Source organism: Dyella kyungheensis (genome assembly GCF_049913195.1).
Lineage (GTDB): Bacteria > Pseudomonadota > Gammaproteobacteria > Xanthomonadales > Rhodanobacteraceae > Dyella > Dyella kyungheensis.
In genome coordinates this window covers 4,013,309-4,034,435 of the sequence record NZ_CP183983.1, presented here as the reverse complement: position 1 = coordinate 4,034,435, position 21,127 = coordinate 4,013,309, and the positions used below count along the sequence as shown (strand labels likewise).

Annotated in this window: 13 protein-coding genes; 5 read left to right on the top strand and 8 right to left on the bottom strand. The window is 65.2% G+C overall.

Going from position 1 to position 21,127, the window contains the following annotated elements:
- Nucleotides 1-34 precede the first annotated feature (34 nt).
- The 5 genes from ACN9MB_RS18265 to pgmB all read right to left on the bottom strand — a co-directional run bounded on the left by ACN9MB_RS18265 (nt 35) and on the right by pgmB (nt 10,816).
- Complete coding sequence (locus tag ACN9MB_RS18265; protein WP_426269808.1) at nt 35-2,284, bottom strand: glycosyl hydrolase family 95 catalytic domain-containing protein; 2,250 nt, start codon at nt 2,282-2,284, stop codon at nt 35-37.
- 40 nt (nt 2,285-2,324) lie between these two features.
- Nucleotides 2,325-3,776 carry a sulfatase family protein gene (locus ACN9MB_RS18260; protein WP_426269807.1) on the bottom strand — a complete coding sequence of 484 codons (1,452 nt, stop codon included), beginning with the start codon at nt 3,774-3,776 and terminating at the stop codon, nt 2,325-2,327.
- Nucleotides 3,773-5,035 carry an MFS transporter gene (locus tag ACN9MB_RS18255; RefSeq protein ID WP_426269806.1) on the bottom strand — a complete coding sequence of 421 codons (1,263 nt, stop codon included), beginning with the start codon at nt 5,033-5,035 and terminating at the stop codon, nt 3,773-3,775. The genes ACN9MB_RS18260 and ACN9MB_RS18255 overlap by 4 nt, the downstream gene beginning before the upstream one ends.
- Nucleotides 5,036-5,139: 104 nt before the next feature.
- On the bottom strand, nt 5,140-7,680 hold the full coding sequence (locus ACN9MB_RS18250; protein WP_204637078.1) for a TonB-dependent receptor: 2,541 nt from the start codon (nt 7,678-7,680) through the stop codon (nt 5,140-5,142).
- A 64-nt stretch (nt 7,681-7,744) separates the two neighbouring features.
- Nucleotides 7,745-10,816: a beta-phosphoglucomutase gene (gene pgmB, locus ACN9MB_RS18245; RefSeq protein ID WP_204637077.1), complete on the bottom strand. Its 3,072-nt coding sequence runs from the start codon at nt 10,814-10,816 to the stop codon at nt 7,745-7,747.
- 409 nt (nt 10,817-11,225) lie between these two features.
- On the opposite strand from pgmB, the gene ACN9MB_RS18240 reads away from it, so the two are divergent.
- Nucleotides 11,226-12,179, top strand: a complete 954-nt coding sequence (locus ACN9MB_RS18240; RefSeq protein ID WP_426271946.1) for a LacI family DNA-binding transcriptional regulator — start codon at nt 11,226-11,228, stop codon at nt 12,177-12,179.
- 197 nt (nt 12,180-12,376) lie between these two features.
- Here the strand turns inward: ACN9MB_RS18240 and ACN9MB_RS18235 are convergent, their stop codons facing one another.
- Complete coding sequence (locus ACN9MB_RS18235) at nt 12,377-14,008, bottom strand: sensor histidine kinase (protein ID WP_338031020.1); 1,632 nt, start codon at nt 14,006-14,008, stop codon at nt 12,377-12,379.
- Nucleotides 14,009-14,307: 299 nt separating this feature from the next.
- On the opposite strand from ACN9MB_RS18235, the gene sucC reads away from it, so the two are divergent.
- Together sucC and sucD are read left to right on the top strand one after the other, a co-directional pair.
- Nucleotides 14,308-15,471 (top strand): ADP-forming succinate--CoA ligase subunit beta, encoded by a 1,164-nt coding sequence (gene sucC, locus ACN9MB_RS18230; RefSeq protein WP_046972114.1) that lies wholly within the window; start codon nt 14,308-14,310, stop codon nt 15,469-15,471.
- Nucleotides 15,472-15,484: 13 nt separating this feature from the next.
- Nucleotides 15,485-16,360, top strand: coding sequence for a succinate--CoA ligase subunit alpha (gene sucD / locus ACN9MB_RS18225; protein WP_046972115.1), 876 nt, complete (start codon nt 15,485-15,487; stop codon nt 16,358-16,360).
- A gap of 224 nt (nt 16,361-16,584) precedes the next feature.
- On the opposite strand, the gene ACN9MB_RS18220 is transcribed toward sucD, so the two are convergent.
- Entirely contained in the window at nt 16,585-17,484 is a 900-nt protein-coding gene (locus ACN9MB_RS18220) for a LysR family transcriptional regulator ArgP (protein WP_426269805.1), read from the bottom strand.
- 195 nt (nt 17,485-17,679) lie between these two features.
- Between ACN9MB_RS18220 and ACN9MB_RS18215 the strand changes: the two genes are divergently transcribed.
- Together ACN9MB_RS18215 and ACN9MB_RS18210 are read left to right on the top strand one after the other, a co-directional pair.
- Nucleotides 17,680-18,297, top strand: a complete 618-nt coding sequence (locus ACN9MB_RS18215; protein ID WP_426269804.1) for a LysE/ArgO family amino acid transporter — start codon at nt 17,680-17,682, stop codon at nt 18,295-18,297.
- 73 nt (nt 18,298-18,370) lie between these two features.
- A complete protein-coding gene (locus ACN9MB_RS18210) occupies nt 18,371-20,002 on the top strand; it encodes an NAD+ synthase (protein WP_426269803.1) in 1,632 nt (543 codons plus the stop codon).
- Nucleotides 20,003-20,280: 278 nt separating this feature from the next.
- Here the strand turns inward: ACN9MB_RS18210 and ACN9MB_RS18205 are convergent, their stop codons facing one another.
- Nucleotides 20,281-21,123, bottom strand: a complete 843-nt coding sequence (locus tag ACN9MB_RS18205) for an outer membrane protein assembly factor BamD (RefSeq protein WP_204637071.1) — start codon at nt 21,121-21,123, stop codon at nt 20,281-20,283.
- Nucleotides 21,124-21,127 lie beyond the last annotated feature (4 nt).

The window sequence follows — 21,127 nt, the reverse complement described above, 5'->3', positions numbered from 1 at the left end:
GGCGCGTGATCGTGGGTTTTCATCGCGCTGGCATTCACAGCGTCTTGCGCGTCAGGTGTGCCTTGCCGTCGGCGCCATGCTCGACGGTGATGTCGTACTGCTTGCCGCGGAAATGCACGCCCTTGAGCTGCATCGATTTCCACGCCGACGGCAAGGTCGGTGCGTAGGCTTCGGTGAGGCCGTCGTCGTCGATGCGCAGGCCGCTCAGCCCGTAGACGAAGCTCTGCACGAAACCAGCGGAAGTGGCCAGAATGTAGCCCGCGTTGTTCGCCACCGTTTCGGTGCGCACGTTGAACGGCGGCTTGAGGAAGCCGACCAGGTTGCGCTGGATCCAGTCGTTGGCCCCTTGCGCGTCGCCCAGCTCGGCCGAGCCGACGGCCAGCATCACCATCATCATCTCGTTCGGATCGTCGCCGTGCTCTTTCAGCTCGTGCAGCTGGAAGTCGAAATCGTTGCGACGGATCTGCGGCGTCATCGGCAGGTCGAGGTTGGGATACATCAGCCACGCCAGCGACGAACCCATCCAGGTGATCTTGTCGTGCGGCACCGACGCGTCGAAATCGAGATGGCGCTGGTTCTTCTCGTCGAACGGGATATACATCTTGTCGGCGATCACGCTCCATTGCGGATCGGCCTGCGCGCCCACCTTCTTCGCCGCCTTCACCGCGATGCGCAGCGCCTTCTGCGCCACCGCATTGGTGAACGAGTCGTTCGGTACGTCGTCGTAGGCCTCGTCGGGCGAGGTGACGTGATGTATTTCGTAACGGTCGTTGGCCTTGTCGTAGCTCACGCGGCTGGCCCAGAACGTGGCGACCTGTTCGATCACCGGCCAGCCATATTGCTTCAACCACGCCTCATCGCCGGTGGCGTTGTAGTACTGCCACTGGGCAATGGCGATATCCGCATTGACGTGGACCTCGCGGAACACGCCATAGGCAAAATGCGGGGTGTAATCCTTGCCGGTTTCCGGATCGGATTCCCACGGATACATGGTGCCCTTCACGCCGTACTGCTGAGCGCGCTCCTGTGCGGGGCCGATGGTGCGATGACGGAACATCACGATCGGCTTGGCGCGCTCCGGATGCAACAACAGCAGCGCCGGAAACACCCACGAATCGCTGTCCCAGAACGCATGGCCGGCATAACCCGGAGTGAGCGCACACGCGCCCATCGGCCAACTGGTGCCCACCGTGGTGTTGGACAGCAGGTAATACAGATCCGAATGCACGGCCTGCTGGACCTTGGCATCGCCGTCGATGCGGATATCCGATTTCCACAGTGCATGCCAGGCCGCCTGATGCCTGGCGAGCAAGCTATCGAAGCCGGTCTTGCGTGCCTGCGTGGCGAGCACGAGGTCGGCCTGCGCATTACCGCCCCAGCCTTCGCGCGAGGCAGCGATGTACTTGGTGAAGCTGTAGCTCTGGCCTTTGTGCAGCTTGGCCTTGAGATTCAGCGAGAGCTTGTACGGGCCTTGCTCCAGCTGCACGTCTTCGACCTCGAGCCCCTTGGGCAACTCCACGGCCACGGCCTGCGCTACCGCCACACCTTGTTCGGCGCGTCCGTCCAGCCACAGCGTCAGCGTCTTGGTGTCGCCGCCATTCGAGGCGACGCGCACCACGCCGGGATACCACACGGCGGCACGGTCCGGCGTCGGCACCGGTTTGTTGTCGAGGTTCTGCCCGCTGGCGATCACCGCGGCGATCATCTCGTCGCCGGTCATCTTGCCGATCGGAAAGCGCGGCTGGTGTTCCGACCACAGGCGGATCGGAAAGGTCAGCTGCACGCTGCCGTCGAACTGCGGCGTGAGGGTGAGGCGGGTGGCGGCGAGATGCCCCGCATCCTGGCTGACGAAGGTGGTGACCTGCACGTCGGTGGACTTGTTGGCGTACACGAAGCGGTACTTCGTGCTCAGCGTGGCGCCATACATGTCCAGCGTCTGCGAGTAGTCGGTGAAGATCTCCTTCGCCACGCGGGTGGAATTGAGCCAGCCGCCGCCCGGGTTGTAGTCGATCTCGTTCCAGCCCGGCATGGCGGCGGGGCGGGCGATATCGTCCTTCGCATAGTCCATGGTCGCGACCATGTAACCCATGGTGGGCTCGGTGCCGCGCACCGAGGTGAGCGTGGAAAAATAGCCGTTGGCCAGATAGCTCGGGAAATAGCTGCCGAACTGTTCCGACGTGCCGGTCAGCACGAAGCTGGGATCGGTGGCTGCGCTGACGCGGGCGGCGACCAACAGCAGGCCGAGCGCAACCAGGCGGGGAAGGTGTCGTAGCGGGGACGTCATGGGCGTGCGCATTCCTCGTTGCAGCGGTTGGACCTCGCGCTCAGCGCGCGGGTCCAAAGGGATTGGTGATGCCGGCCATCCACGGGTCGTGGGTGGCGGTGCGCCAGCGCGCCAACTGCGCGCGGACATCGGCCAGCGCGGCGGCATGCGCCGGGTCGCTGGCCAGGTTCACGATCTCGTCGGGGTCGGCGTGCAGGTCGTAGAGTTCTTCATCGGGCCGGTGTTCGAACGCTTCCAGCGACCGTTTGCCCAATCGCGCGCCTGGCGTGGAGGTGATCGCCTTCCACGAGGGCGACAGCGCCACGTCGCTGGCAATGGGCACGCGCAGGCTGGGCTGCAGGTTCAGGAAATAGCTGTAGCGCCGCGTGCGCAACGAACGGGTGGGGTAGTACTGGTCGATCTCGTGGAACGAGTGCGTGGCAAACACTTCGTCCCAGCCGCTGGGCGCGGTCTGCTCCAGGATCGGCAACAGCGATCGTCCCGGCAGCGGCAGATAGCGATAGCCCTGCGGTGGCGATACACCGGCCCAGTCGAGGATGGTCGGCGTGATGTCGATCCAGCTCACCATCGCATTGTTGCGGATACCGCGATGCGCAGCGTGCGGCGCGCGCACGATCAGCGGCAGATGGATGCCTTCGTAGTAGAGATTGTCCTTGGCGCCGGGGAACGGACGGCCGTTGTCGGACAGATAGATCACCAGCGTGTCGTCCGCGTGACCCGACGCTTCGAGTTCGCGCAACAGGATCTCCACGCCGCTGTCCATGCGGCTGACGGCTTCGTAGTACTGGGCCAGGTCTTCGCGCACGCCGGGAAGATCCGGTAGATGCGAGGGGATGGTCACGTCCTGCGGCCGATAGCGCATGCGCTTCACTTCCGGCCAGTCGCGCGTATTGCCGAACTGCGAAGGGTCGCCCGCGCGGTGCGGATCGCTGTAGCCCATGGTCAGGAAGAACGGCCGCGTGCCTTGCGCACGCATCCATTGCCCGGCGGCGTGCCCCATCGCTGCCACGTCGCGGTTGCCGGCCCGTTCGGGCAGCAGCCAGGCATCGTAGGCCAGCGCGGCTTCCGGCTTCACGTGCAGCTTGCCGACCAGCGACGTGGCATAGCCGTGCTGCTTGAGCATCCACGGCAGCGTCTTCACGTCTTCCAGCAACGAGAAGTTATGCACGTCGTGCGAAAGGCCGTACATGCCGTTGGTATGCGAATAAAGGCCAGTGTAAAGAGTGGAGCGGCTCGAGCTGCAGGAAGACACCGAGGCATAGGCGTCGGTGAACAGCGTGCCTTCGCGGGCCAGCCGATCCAGTGTCGGCGTATGCACGGCACTGCCCAGGCTCGACATGTCGTAGCCATGATCGTCGGCCACGATCAGCAGCACGTTGCGCATGCGCCCCGTCTGCTTCGCGCTGCCGGTGCCCGACCATGCCTTCGATGTCAGCGCCGCGCCCGCAGCGACCATGCCCGACGCCAGGAACTGGCGGCGCGTGAAACTCACGCCGTGCCCTCCGGCGCCAGCATGGGCGGCACCGCGGAGCGATCGGTTTCGCGCTTGAAGAAGAACAGCGTCACCAGTATCAGCGTCATCGGCACCAGCGAGAAATAGAACGCATGGATGCCGCCGAAGTTGGTGAAGACGATGGCGGTGATGCGCGAACCCAACGTGCCGCCGAGCGCGGAGAAAATCACGATGAGGCCGGTCATGGCCGCATGCGAGGGCTTGGGCAGCGAGCTCAACGCCACCGAATTGATCACCGGATAGATCGGCGCCATCAGCAGGCCGATCAGCGGAATCAGGTAGGCGGCGATCGGCGCATTGAACCAGCCCACATCGACGCCCACCACCGCATGGCGCGCCAGCGGCAGCACCAGCAGGATCAGCGCACCCATGCCGACCACGCACAGGTTGAGCAGCACGTGCCAGGACATGCGCCGCAGCAACTGGCCGGCAATGATGCGCCCCAGCGCGGTAGCACCGGCGAGGATGCTCGCCATCTGGATGCTCATCGCGTTGGGCAGTTTGAGGATCTCGTTGTTGAAGGTCGGCAGCCAGGTGCTGAAGCTCTGCTCGATCAACACATAGAGGAAGGCGGAGAGCAGGAACACGTAGACCAGCGTGCGCATCAGCAGGCGGTACATGTCGCGCAGGGCCTGGCCCATCGACAGCCGCACTTCGCCATGCGCCGCCGATTCGTCCAGCCGCGCGCCCGACAGCAGCGCTACCGTGCCGAAACACAGCACGGCCAGCACCCAGTACACGTTGAACCACGAGGGGTTGGCTGGGTTGCCATGATCAATGAACGCACTGAACAGCCAACCGCTGGCCAACACGCCGAGCATGAACAGCCCCTCGATGGTGTTGGTAAGCCGGCCGTGCTCGGCCTTGCTGTCGGTCAGCAGGCCGATGGAGGAATACACGGACACCTTCGCCAGCGCGAATGACACGCCCACGCAGGTGAACAACAATTCGGTGGTATGGAAGCTGGGGAACAACGGCATCAGCACGCAGGCGCTGCCCACGATGCACAAGGCCAGCATCATCGCGCGGCGATAGCCCAGCCGCGGCAGGAACGAAGCCACCAGGAACGAGGTGACGGCGATCGGCAAGTCCTTGAACAGTTCCAGCAGGCTGGCCTGCGGCTTGTCGATGCCAAAGGTGTGGATCGACTGCAGGATGACCGTGCCGACGCTGTTGAGCAGTATCGCGAACACCATGTAAATCGATGCCAGCGCGACGACCATGCGGAACCGGTTCATGCACACCCCGTAGTGAGGTCTGAAAAAGGTCCCGGACCGCCGCACTAGTGGCGGCCCGGGACAGTCGAGGGAAGTGCTAGGTGAAGCGTCTTGCGTGAAACGATTTAGAAGTTGTACTTGACCTGCAGGTTGACCTCACGACCTTCGATCGAGCGGGCAAGAATCACTCCGCCCGCGCTGGCAAAGCCGAACAGACGCGAGTTGCCTTCGGTGATGCCGATCTCGTTGGTGAGGTTGGTGCCCTGCAGGTTAACCTGCCAGTTGTCGCCGATGTTCGCCGTGGCACCGAACGCCAGCGTGTGGTACTGGCCGAGCGGCTGCTGCTCGATCAGGTCGCCGTAGCGGTTGCCGACGTATTCGTAGGTCAGCCACAGCTTCATGTTGCCGAAGCCGGTGGGCCACTGGTACGACGGCGTCAGGATGCCGTGGAACTGCGGCTGGCGCTGGAGCTGCATACCGTTGAGGCTGGCGCAGCCCTCCTCTCCACTCTGCTGCAGGTAGGGCGTGCAGGCGGCGCTGTGCGTGTAGTGGCCGTCCATGTAGTTGCCGCTGAACGCGATCTGGAAGCCCGGCGTGCCCGGCACCGGCTTCAGCACCGTGGTGAAGTTGATGCCCTTGGTGGCCGAGCCGTAGTCGAACGAGAACTGCTGGCCGTTGCCCTGGGTGATCGTGTACGGCACGTTGTAGAACAACTTGCGGTACGCGTTCACGTCCACGTACACCCAGTCGGCCTGGTACTTGAAGCCCACTTCCATGTTGTGGATCTTGTTGATCGGCTGGCTGGGCAGGCCACGCAGGTCATCGAAGCCCGGGAAGTGCACGCCGTCGTTGACGCGTGCGTACACGCTCATGTTGCTCTGGATCTCGTAGTTGGCGCCGATCGTCCACGACGGTGCGGTCTTCGCGTAATTGATGTACGTGTTGCCGGCCGTCAGGTACTGCGAGTTGTTGTTGTAGAGCGTGGTCGGATTGCCGTCGAGATCGCCGGTGGCCGTGTTCTGGATGCGGCCATTGGCTTCCTGGCGTTCCTCGCGGACACCGACGTCGAACAACCACTTGTCGACCTTCCACGAGTCGGTCAGGAAGAACGCCGTATTGAAGCCGTTCCACGCTTCGCGAATCGCCGTCGACGGACCGCTGACGAAACCGCCCGGGCTCGACAGCACGTCGCCATTGCTCAGCGTCACGGCGATCGGGTACGGGTTGTTCTTGGCCTGCAGCAGCATGTTGTTGCCGAGCAGCCAGTTGTCGTGATCGTTGTAGACGGCGGTGTAGTTGCCGAACGTCAGCGTGTTGCCTTCGAAGATGTCCTTGCTGATGTGGAACTCGTTCGACGCACCCTGGATGCGCTTGTGCACGTACCAGTAGCCCTGCGTGGTGACGTTCTGGTTCATGTCCGCCGCGCCGCCGTTGTTGACGTAGGTGGCGGTGGCGGTGGTGCCGGCCGGGAGGCCGTCGGCGGTGATCTGGTCGTCGATGTAGCTGCCCAGCGTCTGCGGGTTGGCACCGGTGCTGAAGAACGCGACCGTGTTCATCTCGCCGCCGGTGAAGTTGAACTTGTCCGAGATGTTCCAGCCGTCGCCGAAGGTCAGGTCGAGATTGCCACCTACGGACACCACGTCGGCGCCGCGGCCGTCGGCCAGGTTCACATGCTGGCCGGCCGGCTGGCAGCCCGCCGTGGTGCACGGCGTGGTCTGCAGGAAGGCGTACTGGTCGGCTTTGCTGCCGAAGGTGCCGGTGAGCGCATCGAAGCCGGGGTAGTTGTCGAACTGGCCACGGCCCGGATTGAGGATCGGCGTATCGGTGACGAACTGGTTGTGGTCCTTGAGGTCGCGCGCGTAGAACATGATCGAGCCGCTGTCGCCGAAGTTGTGCGTCAACGTGGCGGTCAGCGAGCCGCCCTTGTCGGCATCGAACTGCGGATCGCGCACGCCATCGGACTGGCGCCAGAAACCGCCCACGCTGCCGTACCAGCCGTCGGCGATCTTGAAGCCGTAGAAGCCGTCCAGACGCACCAGGCCTTCCGAACCGTAGGTGACGCCGATGTCGCCGCTGGGCTTGTCGGTGCCTTCGCGCAGGATGAAGTTGGCGGTGAGGCCGGGCTGGCCGTTGCCGTACAGCACGGCCGGGCCGCCGAGCACGAATTCCGCGTGGTCGATGGTGTCATCGAGGCGGAACATCGAGGAGTTTTCCATGAACGACAGCGTCGGCATCGGATAGATCGGCGAGCCGTTGATCTGCAGCGTGGCGAACGGCGCATCGCCGCCGCCCGGGAAGCCGGCCACTTCGATGTTCGCACCGGTCTGGCCGCCCGACGATTCCGGGAACACACCCGGCGCCATCTTCAGCAGGTCGGCCGTGCTCTTGGGATTGAATTCGCGGATCTGGTCGAGCGTGGCCGCGGTGACCGAGTACGAGGTGTCGATCTTCTTCAGGCCGCCGGCAGCGGCGGTACCGGTGACCACCACCTGGTCGAGATTGGTGGCGTTCTTCTGGTTGGCCGGCGCGGGCGGTGCCGGCGTCGTGCCTTGTGCGGCAGCGGGCGCCGCGTTGGGTGTCGCATCCTGCGCATGTAGAGAACCGGCGGCGAGCAAAGCGGCGATGCTGGTGACAAGCAGCCGACGAGTCATGCGTTGCGTGTTCATGGTGTTTCCTCCCCATCAAAGAAAAGCTGTTGTTTGTGTTTCTTAGGAGTGGTGCTTCACGCTGTCAGAGTGGTCCTGAGCAGTGGTTCGGCAGGACTTCCGACGACGTCTCCCGGTCGTTCGGCTGCCCGCTGATGTAGCGTTGGATATCGAAAGCCTCGATACCCACCAGAATGTCTTCGGCGCGCGCCAGCACGGTCGCGTCGCCCACGCCCACGGCACGCATGCCGGCGGCGAGAATGCTGTCGACGCCGGCCGCGGCATCTTCCACGCCAAGACACGTTTCCGGCGCCACGCCCAAGCCGGTGGCCGCGGCGAGAAAGATTTCCGGATGCGGTTTGGAGTGCGTGATGCGCGAAGCGTCGACGACGTAATCGAACAACTCGGCGATACCCAGCCGATCCAGCAGCAACGGCGCGTTGCGGCTGGCCGACGCCAGCCCGGTGCGCAGGCCCGCGTCGCGCACGCTTTCCACCGCGCTGCGCGCACCGCGAAGCAGCTGATCGGGGCCGAAGCACTCGATCTGTGCCACGTAGTAGGAATTCTTGCGATCTTCCAGCACGCGTTTCTCGCGCTCGGAATACGCGTGCGGCGCACGTTCCAGCAGGATTTCCAGCGAGCCGCGGCGATCCACGCCCTTCATGCGCTCGGCGATGTGTTCGTCGAACGGCGCGCCGATGTCGTGCGCCAGCTGTTCCCAGGCCGCGCGATGCACGACCGCGGTGTCGGCGATCACGCCGTCGAGATCGAAGATCACGGCTTGCAGCGAGGCGTCGCTGGCGGGCGCGCGATGCGGCATGGAAATCGATTCGCCCTGGCGCAACCGCACGTGTTCGCCGGCATGACGGAAGTGCAGCTGATCGCCGCGCGTCACCGTGTAACGCACGCCGGTGCGATCCACTTCCACGCGCAGATGGCCCCGCTGCCAGGCGATGCCGAAGCGATAGCGATGCCATGCATCGGGCAGTTGCGGGCGCAGGCGCAGTTCGCCATCCACCACGCGCATGCCGCCGTAGCCCCAGGCGAGCGACTGCCAGCTGCCGGCCATGGCCGCCATGTGCAGGCCGTGCGCCGCGTTGCCGTGCAGGTCGTCCAGATCCACCCGCAAGGTGTCCTGGAAGTAGCGCCATGCCTTGTCGGCTTCGCCCACTTCCGCCGCCATCACGCCGAACGTGGAAGCGGACAGGGTGGAGTCGTGCACCGTGACGTCTTCGTAGTAGTCGAAGTTGCGGCGCTTGGCGGCCACCGTCACGTCGTCGCCGGCGAGCAGCAGCGCAAGCAGGGTATCGGCCTGCTTGCACACCTGGTGCCGATAGATGGTCAGCGGATGCAGTTCCAGCAGCAGCGGACGCTTGCCTTCGCCCGCCGAGCGCGCCGGCATGCGCGGCTTGTCGAGGAAGGTGTCGTCCTGCGGGAAGATGCCCAGTTCCGCGTCTTCGGCCAGGTACATCAGCTCGGCGGCGCGCTGCCACTGCATGATCTCGAACTGTTCCAGGCCGATGCGGCGCGCCAGCTCCGCGAAGCTGTCCGGCGCGGTGTCGGCCAGCCAGCGGGCCACGTTCGCGGCATCGCGCAAGTGACGCTGCGCCATGCGGTTGGTGTAATGGTTGTTGTCGACCAGCGCGGTGTATTCGTCGGGGCCGGTCACGTCATGGATGCAGAACGCACCGCCGCGACGCGCATTGAAGTGGCCGATGTCCAGCCAGATGCGCGCCGTCTCGAACAGCATCTCCGCGCCCACGTCGCGCAGGAACGCGTCGTCGCCGCTCGCATCGACGTAGTGGCGGATCGCCCAGGCCACGGCGGCATTGATGTGGTACTGCGCCGAGCCGCTGGGGAAATAGGCGGAGCATTCGTCGCCGCTGATGGTGCGCCATGCATACAGCGCACCTCGCGCGTGGTTCATTTCGCGGGCATGGGCGCGTGCGCGGTCGAGCGTGCCGTGGCGATACATCAGCATGCTGCGCGCCACGTCGGGCGCAAGCGCCACCATCGCCGGCAGCATGAAAGCCTCGGCGTCCCAGAAATAGTGGCCTTCGTAGCCTTCGCCGGTGAGGCCCTTGGCCGCGGTGCTGCCCCGGCCGTCGCGACTGCTCGACTGGAAGATATGGAACAGGTTGAAACGCAGCGCCTGTTCGGTGACGGGATCGCCGTCGATGGCCAGATCGGCGTTCTGCCACAGCTGCGTCAGCGCCTGCGTCTGGCGCGCCAGCAGGGCGTCGTAACCGTGCTCGTATGCCTGGATAAGCGCGCTGGCGGTGCGCGCAAGCAGCTCGGCGTCAGTATCGGCGCCACCGGGTTGGGTCCATGCATAGGCGACGTATTTCTCGAACGTCACCGACTTGCCCGGCGCCAGGTCGCCTTCGAACACCTGCATCACGCCATGTTGCGCGAGGTTGGCCAGGCGGAAGCCGAGGCTGTCGTCGATGATCGCGTGCTGCTGCATGCAGGCCACGCGGATATCGCTGTGAGCGGTGCGCTGGAGCACATGGGCCACGCTATCGCCCGCGGCGGCATCGATGGTGGCCAGGCCGCCGTCGACTCGCGTGCCGATGCGCGGATCGTCGCCTTGCTCGGTCGCGCTGCGCGCCGTGCTGATGGAAGACTCCAGCGTCACCGGGCCGGTGTAGTCCACCGAAGTCACGCGGTACCGGATCGCCAGCAAGGCGGCGCTATCGAAACTGACGATGCGTTCGGCGTCGATCAGCAAGGTGGCGCCGTCCGGCGAACGCCAGCGCAACTGGCGGCGATAGCTGCCGGTGCGCAGGTCGAGGGCGCGTTCGAACTGCTGCCATTCGCCTTCGCCAAGCCGCACCGGCGTGTCGCCCAGGCGCAGATGGATGCGGGTGCCGTCGGCGACGGGGATGCGCGTGTCGGTATGCGCGGCAAAACCGGGGAAGCGCTCGTGGTACTCGATCGGCGTACGTTCCCAGGCACCGGCGAGGAAGCAGGCCTGGCTGGCGCTGTCGCCTTCCTCCAGGCCGCCGCGCACGCCGAGCGCGCCGTTGGACAGGGCAAACAGGCTTTCATCCTGCGCGAAGGCGGCGGGATCGGCGTTCTGACGGGTTACCACCCACGGGTCGCGCCAGGCACGACCAAGGGGCGGCAAGACCTGCGCCGTTTCTTGAAGGTCCAACGTCACTCTCTCCGCTTTATTTTTGGCTTTCCGGAAGGCCTGCAGATCGAGCAGGCCATCCTGGCTTCTTGGTGTGCGGGCGGAGCTTCGCAGCAAATGTTATCGATATCAAGATATCGATAACATTTGCTGCGTCACAACATAGTTGCGTCTGGTATCGATATCATCGGTGGTGTGTTGCGAACTTGCGACGGCAAGCGAAAACTTGCGGCGCCGGGTCACCTTGGCGGCTAAAGGGTCATTTCCATACGGCGTTGGACGTTGAGGCCGCAAACCACGACACTGTTCGCGTTTGCCAAGGTTGGCCGTTGTGCGGAAAACCGCGCGACCGCTCACAAGACATTGGGGCTAGGTCTTGAGTCGTCACCAAAAGAATCGCCAAGGCGCCGCGCCGACCGCCAGTCTCACCATGGCGGATCTTGCGAAGGTCGCCGGGGTATCCAAGATCACCATTTCGCGGGCGCTCAGCGATAGCCCGCTGGTGCAGCGCGAGACCCGCGAGCGATTGCAGGCGCTGGCCCACGAGCTGGGCTACAAGCTCAATGTCAGCGCGCGCAATCTGCGCCTGCGCCGCAGCCATACGGTGGCGGTGATCGTGGAAATGAAACCCTCCCACGACCGCACCATGCTCGACCCGTATCCGCTGATCCTGCTGGGCGGCATTTCGCAGGAGCTGACCGCGCACGGCTATAGCGTGCTGCTCACCACCCGGCAGGGCGCCACCGCTGCGGCGGTGCAGGCGGCGGATGGCTTGATCCTGCTGGGGCAGGGTTCGCGCCAGGACGCTGTGCGCCGCTTCGACAAGCTGGGCCTGCCGATGGTGGTGTGGGGCGCGCCGGGCGACGAGCACATCGTGGTGGGCAGCGACAACGAACAAGGTGGCCGCGTGGTGGCGGAACATTTCATCCGGCTGGGCCGCCGCAATCCGGTGTTCGTGGGCAACCCGAACCACCCCGAGATCTTCGAGCGACTCAACGGCTTCGTGGCGGCACTGGCCAAGCACGGCGTCAAGCCGCTGCTGATCCGCCGCGACGAATTCACGCTGGCGTCGGGCGGCGACGCCATGCATTCGCTGATGGATCGCGGCGTGCCGTTCGATGCCGTGTTCGCCTGCAGCGATCTGCTGGCGATGGGCGCGATCCGCGCACTCAACACGCTGGGACGCACGGTGCCGGGCGATGTTTCCGTGGTGGGCTACGACGACATGCCGCTGGCGGCGAGTTTCCTGCCGCCGCTCAGTTCGGTGCGCCAGGACTGGCAGGAAGGCGGCACGCTGCTGGCGCGCAAGGTGCTGGCGCTGATCGGCGATCAGCCGCAGCAGTCGGAAACGCTGCCGGTTGAGTTGATCGTGCGCGAGACCTGATGGGGCCAGGGCGCCTGGCGATATGCCTGCAGCCTCCCTCACCGTCATTCCGGCGCAGGCCGGAATCCAGTGGCGCGAGGTTTAGTTTTCGCGCACCTCTGAGCTCAGGCTGTTTTAAGGCAGTGCCGGCCACTGGGGCGCCTGGATTCCGGCCTGCGCCGGAATGACGGTGAAGGGTGAGGTGCGCTCGGAGGGCCTTACCCTGCCGCTGCAGCATCCCCAGTCGCCTTGCCCACCCGCGCCGGCGTCAACACCAGCCGGAAGCAGCTGCCGCCACCCGCCACACGCACATATTCCAGCGACGCCTGATTCGCCTCGCTCATCTGGCGCGCGAGATAAAGCCCAAGACCCGTGCCGTATTCGTGCGTCGTATAGAACGGCTCGAAGATCTGCGCCGCCACTTTCGGTGCAATGCCCGGACCGCGGTCGATCACTTCGAGAATCGGCACGCCGTGTTCGCCATGGCGGGCCACCACCATCACGCGGGCGGGTTCGCCCGGCATGCGTCCATAGCGCAGTGCGTTCTGCACCAGGTTCCACACCACTTGCTGCAGCTGCTGCGGATCGGCCACCGCCGCCACCGGCGTGCTGGCCTGGATCACGCGCAGCGAATCCTCGCCCAGGTCGTTGCCCTGGCGGTACTCGTCGACGAACTGGTTGGCCCAGGTGCCCAGGTCCAGCGTCTCCGGACGCGAGCGCTCGCGCCGCGACAACTGCAGGATGTTCTCGATGATCTCGTTCAAGCGCACGCAGTGGTTGTTGATGATCTCCACCATGCGCTGGTCGGTCGGCGGCAGGTCTTCCGACTCCGCCAGCAACTGCGCGGAATAGCGGATCGCCGCCAGCGGGTTGCGGATTTCGTGCGCGATCGAGGCGGACAGGCGGCCCAGCGAACTGAGCGTGAGCTCCTCGGCGCGGCGCGATACCAGCGAGGTGTCGTCGAGGAAGATCAGCACGTGCGAGTCGTCGTTCGGCGCCAGTCGGCTGAAGCGAGGCACCACTTCGGGCACGCCGTCGGCCAGTTGGGTGGCCGATTCATCCAGCTTGCCCGAGGTCATCCAGTGGTACAGGCGGCGCGACAGCTCCGGTGCCACGCGGCCCAGGTCGCGCTGGTCGGCGGTGGGGTTGCCCAGCAGCATCCAGGCCGACTCGTTCATCTGGTGGATGCGGTTGGCATCGTCCACCAGCAGCACACCGGTCTTCATGCGGCGGATGATCAGCTCGTTGACCTGGGCCAGGTTGGCCAGGTCGACACCGCGCTGTTCGGCCAGCGCTTCGCTGGCGCGGATCTGCCGGCTCAGCACGTAGCACAGCATGGTGATGGCGAAATAGGCCAGGCCGAAAAGGCTCGATTCCAGCAGTTCGCGGTCCATGCCGCCCTGGCCCTGGGCCTCGAGCACCGAATGACCGATCACCCCCAGCGTCGCCAGCGCAGCGAAGAAGCAGGAGAGCCGCAGCGGCAGGATCAGCGCGCCGGCCGCCAGGTTCACCGCCAGCATCATGGCGATGCCGATGCGGGCGTCGTGCATGGTGATGATCGCCAGCACGGCCGCAATGATGTCCACCGCCAGGGCGCCGGACACCGTCCAGCGAATCCAGGGGGTGGAGCGGCGGGTCAGCGAGAGCATCCCCAGGGCGAACAGCAGGAACAGCACGGCCACGCCGCGGGCCAGTCCCACGTCGGCCAGCTTGGGCCAGCCCAGGGTGCTGGGACTCAGCGCCAGGCCGATGTAGACCAGCGCCTGGGCCAGCCGGAAACAGTTGAGGAACAAGAGCTCGTGGCGCGCCGCCTCGGGAGCCGGACGCGCGGTGGGGTAGGCAGGCTGCACGGTGTTGGACACCTGGGCGGGCTCTCTTTCAGTCGGCCGGAAGGCGGGCGGAGCCAGTATAGACGGGGCTTCCGCGGCTTGTACGCACCGGCCATCCGCGGCCGCCGGCCGGGCCGCCCCTTTCCATCGGGGGCCGCTGCTGCGAAAATACCGGGCCGTATTGCGCGGTTTCCGTCATGTCGACAGGCAGGCGGCGGCGCACTGCATCCCGGCAGCGCTCGTACCGCCGTCGTTCCCCTGACCGTCCGGTCTCCCACAACCGGCCGGCCGTCATGTTCCCCCGTACTCTCGAGGTATCCATGAATTTCCACGAGTACCAGGCCAAAGAATTGTTCGCGAAGTACGGCATTGCCGTGCCCCCGGGCAAGGTCGCCAACTCTCCCGATGCCGCTGTCGACGCCGCCAAGCACCTTGGTGGTTCGCAGTGGATGGTCAAGGCACAGATCCACGCAGGCGGCCGCGGCAAGGCCGGCGGCGTCAAGTTCTGCAAGAGCCTCGACGACGTGCGCGCAGCTGCCAAGGGCATGCTGGGCACCAACATGGAAACCTACCAGTCGGCCGGCCGTGCGCTGCCGGTGAACCTGGTGCTGGTCACCGACGCGACCAACATCGCCAAGGAACTGTACCTGTCGATCCTGACGGACCGTGACAGCAAGTCGATCTCCTTCATCGCCTCCAAGCACGGCGGCGTGGACATCGAACAGGTCGCCAAGGACACCCCGGAAGACATCCACACCATCGTGGTGGACTTCGTCGAAGGCCTGCAGCCGTACCAGTGCCGCCAGCTTGGCTTCGCCATGGACCTCAACGCGAAGCAGGTCGGCCAGCTGACCAAGATCATGCTGGGCCTGTACAAGCTGTTCAACGAGAAGGACCTGTCCCTGGTCGAGCTGAACCCGCTCGCCATCCTCGAAGACGGCAACCTCGCCGCCCTCGACGGCAAGGTTAACTCCGACGACAACGCCGAGTTCCGTCATCCCGATCTGGCCGCCATGCGCGACCTGACCCAGGAAGACGCTGCCGAGGCTGCTGCCGTCGTGCACAACCTCAACTACGTCACCATGGACGGCACCATCGGCTGCATGGTCAACGGCGCCGGTCTGGCCATGGCCACCATGGACGTGATCCAGCTGGCAGGCGGCGAGCCGGCCAACTTCCTCGACGTCGGCGGCGGCGCCACCAAGGAACGCGTCACCGAGGCGTTCAAGCTGATTCTTTCCTCCGACAAGGTGAAGGCCATCCTGGTCAACATCTTCGGCGGCATCGTGCGTTGCGACCTGATCGCCGAAGGCATCATCGCGGCCGTGAAGGAAGTGGGTCTGAAGATCCCCGTGGTGGTGCGCCTGCAGGGCACCAACGTGGAGCTGGGCCGCGAACTGCTCGCCAACTCCGGCCTGGCGATCACGCCGGCCAACGATCTCAACGATGCGGCGCAGAAAGCCGTGGCTGCGGCCAAGGCCTGAGGAGCAAAGATCCATGAGCGTTCTCGTCAATAAGAACACCAAGGTCCTGGTACAGGGCTTTACCGGCCAGCAGGGCACCTTCCACGCGCAGCAGGCGCTGGATTACGGCACCAAGGTCGTCGGCGGCGTGACCCCGGGCAAGGGCGGCAGCGAGCACATCGGCCTGCCGGTCTTCAATTCGGTTTCGGAAGCCGTCGATGAAACCGGCGCTGATGCGTCGGTGATCTTCGTGCCGCCGCCGTTCGCGGCCGACTCGATCCTCGAAGCCATCGATGCCGGCATCAAGGTCATCGTGGCAATCACCGAGGGCATCCCGGTGCTGGACATGCTGCGCGTGAAGAACGTGCTGGCGCAGCACCCGGAAATCGTGTTGATCGGGCCGAACTGCCCCGGCATCATCACCCCGGGCGAGTGCAAGATCGGCATCATGCCGGGTCACATCCACATGCCGGGCAAGGTCGGCATCGTCTCGCGCTCCGGCACGCTGACGTACGAATCGGTGTTCCAGACCACCAACGAAGGCCTGGGCCAGTCCACCGTGATCGGCATCGGCGGCGACCCGATCAACGGCCTGAGCTTCATCGACTGCCTCAAGCTGTTCCAGGACGATCCGCAGACCGAAGGCATCATCATGGTCGGCGAAATCGGCGGCAGCGCTGAAGAAGACGCCGCCGAGTTCATCGGCGAGTACGTCACCAAGCCGGTGGTCTCGTTCATCGCCGGCGCCTCGGCGCCTCCGGGCAAGCGCATGGGCCATGCCGGCGCGATCATCTCGGGCGGCAAGGGCACGGCAGCGGCGAAGTTCGCTGCGCTGGAGAAGGCAGGCGTCACCACGGTGAAGTCGCCGGCCGATCTGGGCAAGACGCTCGCTGGTTTGATGAAGAAGTAATCGAGTCTTTTCGATCGATGTGAAGAAGGGCCGCAGCGATGCGGCCCTTTTTCTTTGGACAGCCTCCAGCACAACCTCGTATGACACCGCATCTGTGGGAGCGCACCCTGTGCGCGACAGGCGCTGCCTACATCGCGATGCTTCCGAGCTGCGCAGGCCATGCCCCGATTGCGGTGCGCCGCCGTCGCACACAGGGTGCGCTCCCACAGTACGGGCGAGGCCGCTCACCTGCGCTGGCGCAACCCCTCCTGCGCAGCGCGCAACAATGCCTCCGTCACCGTCGCCAACGTCGCCGAGCGAATCGACCAGCACTGCCAATACAACGGAACGTCGAGCCATTGATTGGCCGCGATCGGCTTGAGCGTGCCGGCCGCAAAATGCTTCGCCAGCATCGACTCCGGCGCCATCGCCCAGCCCAGCCCCAGTTCGGCGCCTTCGACAAACGCCGTGGACGACGGCACGTAGTGCATCGGCGGTGCCATGCGCGCGCGGGTGACGCTGTGGATATAGCGCCACTGCAAGGCATCTTTGCGGTTGAACACCAGCATCGGCGCCTGGCCGAGCGAGGCGGCGTTGACGCCGCTGGCGAAATGACGCTTCACGAACGCCGGCGAGGCGACCGGGAGATAGCGCATCACGCCGAGCTTCTTCACGCTGCAGCCCTGGACGGGTTGAGCTTCCGCGGTAATGGCGCCCAGCACCGAGCCGTCGCGCAACAGGTTGGTGGAGTGGTCCTGGTCTTCCACGCGCACGTCGAACAACAGCTGATGGCGGTCGTGCAACTGCGCCAGCGCGGCGAGAAACCAGGTTGCCAGCGAGTCTGCGTTGACGCCGATGGCGACCGTGGCCGGGCCGCTGCTGTCCGGGCCGACCCGGAACTCGTTCAAGGTCTCCGCTTCCAGCAGGCGCATCTGCTGCACGCTGCGCAGCAGGCGTTGGCCGGCTTCGGTCGCTTCGCTGGGCGTGTGGCGCAGGATCAGTACCTGGCCCAGCCGATCCTCCAGTGCCTTGATGCGTTGGGAAATGGCGGAAGGGGTCAGTGACAGGCGCCGCGCGGCGCCATCGAAACTGCCTTCTTCCAGGACGGCGGCGAACGCGACGAGTTGGGGGTTGAGCAGGCTCATGGTGCGTCGTCCTGGTCATTCACTGTGGGAGCGCACCCTGTGCGCGACGGGCCTGCGGTGAGCCCTCAGGTACGGCAGTCGCGCACAGGGTGCGCTCCCACATTGGTCATTAGGAAAATTCAGGTAAGTTAAGAATAATTAGTTTTACTGTCCAAGACGTCTACGCCACAGTGGCGGTCTTTTCGGAGCATTCCCATGATTTCCACGGCCTATCTGGCCGGCCTCGCCGCGGGCGCGGGGCTGATCATCGCCATTGGTGCGCAGAACGCCTTCGTGCTGCGCCAGGGCCTGCAGCGGCACTTCATCGGCTCGGTGGTGGCCGTGTGCATTCTCGCGGACGTGGGGCTGATCCTGCTTGGCGTCGCCGGCATGGGGCTGGCGGTGAAGCAACATCCCAGCCTGCTGGAATGGCTGTGCTACGTGGGTGCTGCCTTCCTGGCGGTCTACGGCATGCTGGCGCTGCGGCGCGCATGGCAGGGCGAAAGCGGTCTGCAGCCGGTGGGCAATGCTGCCTTGAGCCGGGGCCGCGTCGTGCTGGCCTGTCTGGCCTTCACCTTGCTCAACCCGCACGTCTACCTGGATACGGTGGTGCTGCTCGGTAGCCTGTCGACGCACTACGCAGGCAATGCGCGCTGGTTCTTCGCCGCCGGCGCGTCCACGGCCAGCGTGTTGTGGTTTCTTTCGCTGGGCTATGGCGCGCGCCTGCTGCTGCCGGTGTTCCGCAGCCCGCTAGCCTGGCGTGTGTTCGATGTGGCCGTCGCCGTGTTCATGCTGACGCTTGCGGTGGTGTTGCTGCGGCAGTCCGTGAGCTGAGCGGCGCAGGGCAGGCGGCTTCCGGGCGGGCCTCGGGTACAATTTCAGGCCCCAAGAGTGTGGATTCCCCGGCATGCCCTCCCTACGCTTCGCGCTGGCCCAGTTCGATTTTCCCGTAGGCGCGGTTGCGGCCAACGCGGCCAAGGTGGGGGACCTGCTGGCGCAGGCGCGCGATGGCGGCGCGGCGCTGGTGGCGTTCCCCGAGTTGACCTTGAGCGGCTACCCGCCCGAAGACCTGCTGCTGCGACCGAGCTTTCTCGCCGCCTGCCAATGTGAGCTCAACGCGCTCGCTGGCGGCACCAATGGCGTGGCTGCACTGGTGGGTCATCCGCATAGCGAGGGCGAGGTGTACAACGCGGCCAGCCTGCTGCGCGGCGGCAGCATCGAACTGACCACGCACAAACAGGCCTTGCCGAACTACGGCGTGTTCGACGACAAGCGCTATTTCCGCCCCGGCCACGACAGCGCGGTGGCGATGATCGACGGCGTGCGTGTCGGCATGCTGATCTGCGAAGACATCTGGCAACCCGAGCCCGCGGCCAAGGCCGCAGCGGCAGGCGCTGAGCTGATCGTGGTGATCAATGCATCGCCGTGGGACGACGCCAAGCAGTCGTCGCGCGAGGCGGTGCTCACCGAGCGTGCGCTGGAAACCGGCTGTGCCATCGCCTATGTGAACCTGGTGGGCGGACAGGACGAAGTGGTTTACGACGGCGGCTCGCTGCTGGTGAACGCCGACGGCAGCACCGCCGCGCGCGCGCCCACGTTCGCGGACGTGATGCTGTGGGCCGAATTCGACAGCGAAACACGCACCCTGCGTGCGGAGAACTGGCCCACGGCCAGCGATGCGTCGATCGAAGCCACCCTCTACGCCGCGCTGGTGCGCGGCATCCGCGACTACATCGAGAAGAACGGTTTTGCGGGCGTGCTGCTGGGTCTGTCCGGCGGTATCGACTCCGCGCTGACCTTGGCGCTGGCGGTCGATGCGCTGGGTGCGGACCGCGTCACCGCCGTGATGATGCCCACGCGCTACACCTCGCAGCTGTCGCTCGACGGCGCGCGCGCTCAGGCCGTGCAGGCGGGCGTGGATTACCACATCATCAATATCGAGCCGATGGTCGATGCCTTTCTCGGCGCGCTCACGCCCGCGTTTGCCGGCAAGGCCGCCGACACCACCGAGGAAAACCTGCAGTCGCGCACGCGCGGCGTCACCTTGATGGCGTTGTCCAACAAGCACGGCCGCCTGCTGCTGGCCACCGGCAACAAGAGCGAAATGGCGGTGGGCTACGCCACCTTGTACGGCGACATGTGCGGTGCCTATGCGCCGCTGAAGGACGTCTACAAGACCGTGGTCTACCGTCTCTCGCGCTGGCGCAACGCGCACGCGGCACGCCTTGGCGAGCCGGAGGCGATTCCTTCGGCGGTGATCGATCGTCCGCCCTCGGCCGAATTGCGCGACAACCAGACCGACCAGGATTCGCTGCCGCCGTACGACGAGCTCGATGCCATCCTCGAGCGCTTCATCGAAGGCGAACAGTCGCAGGCGGAAATCGCCTCGCAGGGTTTTCATGCCGACACGGTGCGCCGCGTGGTCCGCCTGGTGCTGCTCAACGAATTCAAGCGGCGGCAGGCGGCGCCGGGTCCGCGTGTGACCACGCGTGCCTTCGGGCGCGAGCGTCGTTATCCGATCACTTCCGGCTGGAAGTAACGCCTACCTCAGTCTCCTGTGGGAGCGCACCCTGTGCGCGACCGCGGCGCTGAATGCAGCCGCAGTTTCAGGTTGTCGCGAGGGAATCGGGCAGCACAGAGGTACATCTCAGCGCCGCGGTCGCGCACAGGGTGCGCTCCTACAGTCGCTGGCCATCCAGTGACCGGACACAAAAAAAGCCGGCGGCCCAAGGCCACCGGCTTTTTCCATCACAGGTCGCGCAGCGACCGGTTCAACTCTTCACAGGTCGCCAAGCGACCGGCAAACCCGCTCTCGAATCAATGATGCCCCGAGAACGGAATCATCTTGCGCAGCGTCGACGGCGGATGCGGCCACTTCGGATCCTTCAGGTACGGATGATCCGGGTAGTTCATGGCCAGCACCTGGCGGGTCTGGTCGGCCAGGTTCTTCTGGTCCATGCCCAGGTAGCTGCGGGTAAGGATGGCCAGCGCGTCGCCGGTCTGCGGCGCCTGCTGGTAGTGCTCGATCACGTACTGCGAGCGGTCCGCGGCGGCCACGTAGGCCTTGTTGCGCAGGTAGTACTCGGCCACGTTGATCTCGAACTGCGCCAGCACGTTGCGCAGGTAGATCATGCGCTGGCGGGCATCGGCGGTGTACGCGCTGTCCGGGTAGCGGCGCGACAGCTCGGAGAAGTCGTCGAACGACTTCAGGTTGAAGCCCTGGTCGCGACGCGTCTGCGCCTGGTCGCCACGCTGCAGCAAACGCTCCATCGCACCGCCGGTGCGATCGAAATTGATCAGACCGCGCAAGTAATAGGCATAATCTACGTGCTTGTGGGTCGGATACGTCTTGATGAAGCGGTTGATCGTGGAGTAAGCGTCGTCCGGCTGATTGTCTTTGTACTGCGAATAGGCCAGATCGAGCTGGGCCTGTTCGTTGTAGTTGCCGGACGGGAAGCGCGCGATCAGGCGCTGATAGGCCTTGCTCGCAGCCGAATAATCGGCGTGTTCCATCGAGTCGTGAGCCTTGGCGTACAGCTTGTCTACCGGCAGCGTATCGTTGGTGTCCCTCTTGTGATGGAACATCGAGCATGCGCTCATCGACAAAACGATGGCGAGCACGACAAAAATTTTGAAAGCCGGCAGCTTGGTTACGCGCATGAGA

Excerpts from the sequence above, each read along its gene's own strand:
- sucD (WP_046972115.1), top strand. The coding sequence starts at position 15,485 with ATGAGCGTTCTCGTCAATAAGAACACCAAGGTCCTGGTACAGGGCTTT.
- ACN9MB_RS18250 (WP_204637078.1), bottom strand. The coding sequence starts at position 7,680 with ATGAACACGCAACGCATGACTCGTCGGCTGCTTGTCACCAGCATCGCC.
- ACN9MB_RS18255 (WP_426269806.1), bottom strand. The coding sequence starts at position 5,035 with ATGAACCGGTTCCGCATGGTCGTCGCGCTGGCATCGATTTACATGGTG.
- ACN9MB_RS18240 (WP_426271946.1), top strand. The coding sequence starts at position 11,226 with ATGGCGGATCTTGCGAAGGTCGCCGGGGTATCCAAGATCACCATTTCG.
- ACN9MB_RS18210 (WP_426269803.1), top strand. The coding sequence starts at position 18,371 with ATGCCCTCCCTACGCTTCGCGCTGGCCCAGTTCGATTTTCCCGTAGGC.
- ACN9MB_RS18220 (WP_426269805.1), bottom strand. The coding sequence starts at position 17,484 with ATGAGCCTGCTCAACCCCCAACTCGTCGCGTTCGCCGCCGTCCTGGAA.
- sucC (WP_046972114.1), top strand. The coding sequence starts at position 14,308 with ATGAATTTCCACGAGTACCAGGCCAAAGAATTGTTCGCGAAGTACGGC.
- ACN9MB_RS18215 (WP_426269804.1), top strand. The coding sequence starts at position 17,680 with ATGATTTCCACGGCCTATCTGGCCGGCCTCGCCGCGGGCGCGGGGCTG.
- ACN9MB_RS18205 (WP_204637071.1), bottom strand. The coding sequence starts at position 21,123 with ATGCGCGTAACCAAGCTGCCGGCTTTCAAAATTTTTGTCGTGCTCGCC.
- ACN9MB_RS18265 (WP_426269808.1), bottom strand. The coding sequence starts at position 2,284 with ATGACGTCCCCGCTACGACACCTTCCCCGCCTGGTTGCGCTCGGCCTG.